General features: G+C 67.2%; 2 protein-coding genes. Both read right to left on the minus strand.

Annotation, left to right across the window (positions count from 1 at the left end; all coding sequences use genetic code 11):
- Window positions 1-286: 286 nt before the first annotated feature.
- The gene (locus AB0I03_RS27055; protein WP_360417478.1) at window positions 287-709 is read right to left on the minus strand and encodes a hypothetical protein; all 423 of its coding nucleotides are present in this window, start codon (window positions 707-709) and stop codon (window positions 287-289) included.
- A 108-nt stretch (window positions 710-817) separates the two neighbouring features.
- The coding region (locus AB0I03_RS27060) for a peptide deformylase (protein ID WP_360417480.1) at window positions 818-1,082 on the minus strand (265 nt) is incomplete at its 5' end.

The raw sequence follows: 1,082 nt of genomic DNA on the forward strand, positions 1-1,082 counted from the left end.
ACGACGCCTACCGAGAGATCCGCCGATCGCTGATCGCGGTGGAGACTGCCGAACTCCAGCAGCTCTACGAGGCCAACAAGATCAGTAACAGCACCCGGCGCCGCCTCCAACGCGCCCTCGACCTGGAGGAAGCCGGCCTCGGAGACTGACCGCAGACCGCAGGGAAGTGCCCGGAGCCGCCAGCGTCCGCATTCCGGGCGGCGGGGACCGGGCGTCTCGGCTTCCCTGGCACTGGGCAGACGATGCTGATGTCCTGTGGTAGCAACACCGACAGGCTTGCGCCTGCCTACCAGGTCGGCTCCGGGCCGTCATCGCCGAACTGCTGGCGCCAGCGCAGGTAGTCCAGGTTCTCCCACGCCACCCCTTCCGCGATTTGCTCCGGGGTCAGCCCAGTCTCCTCGACCAGGACCTCCTTGCTGATCCGCCCCCTGTGCTTCTCCACAGCCCTGGCGATCTTCCCGGCCCACAGCTCGCTCTGAACGAACGGCCGGTGTTCGTACTGCTCGACCAGCTCGGCCAGGTGCTCCTTCGTACACCCGACGACCACACGCTTACCGTCGGACTTCGCGTCGACGGCGTGGATCGACGACGAATCCGGGACCACGGCATACCACTCGGTACTGTCCGAGATCACGGTGCCGCACAGATCGCACAGCGCGGTCTGGGCCTCGTCCTTGGCGCCGTCGTCCGGCTCGTTGCTGTCCGCCACCCTTCCTGTCTATCGCTCGGCGGCCGAGATCGCGCGTCACCGCGTGGACAGCCGCGGGTCTGTCGCCGATACAGCGGGACACTGCACGCGAACCGGGCCACTGGTGGCCTACTCGTACGCCCAGGCCCGGCCGGTCTGCCGGTATTCACCCACGGGAATCGGGTCGACTCCCGTTCGCATCCGGGCGGTGTACAGCAGCCCGTCGAGGTGGTCGACCTCGTGGTGGATGAGGCGGGCGAGGCCACGTTCGTAAGCGGTGATCACGGTTTCGCCGGCCAGGTCCGTGGACTCCACCGTGATTTTCAGGGGACGGGGGACGAGGCCGCGGACATCGAAGAAGCTCAGGCATCCTTCGTACTGCTCGTCCGTCTCG

Source organism: Glycomyces sp. NPDC021274 (assembly GCF_040641195.1).
Taxonomy (GTDB): domain Bacteria; phylum Actinomycetota; class Actinomycetes; order Mycobacteriales; family Micromonosporaceae; genus Glycomyces.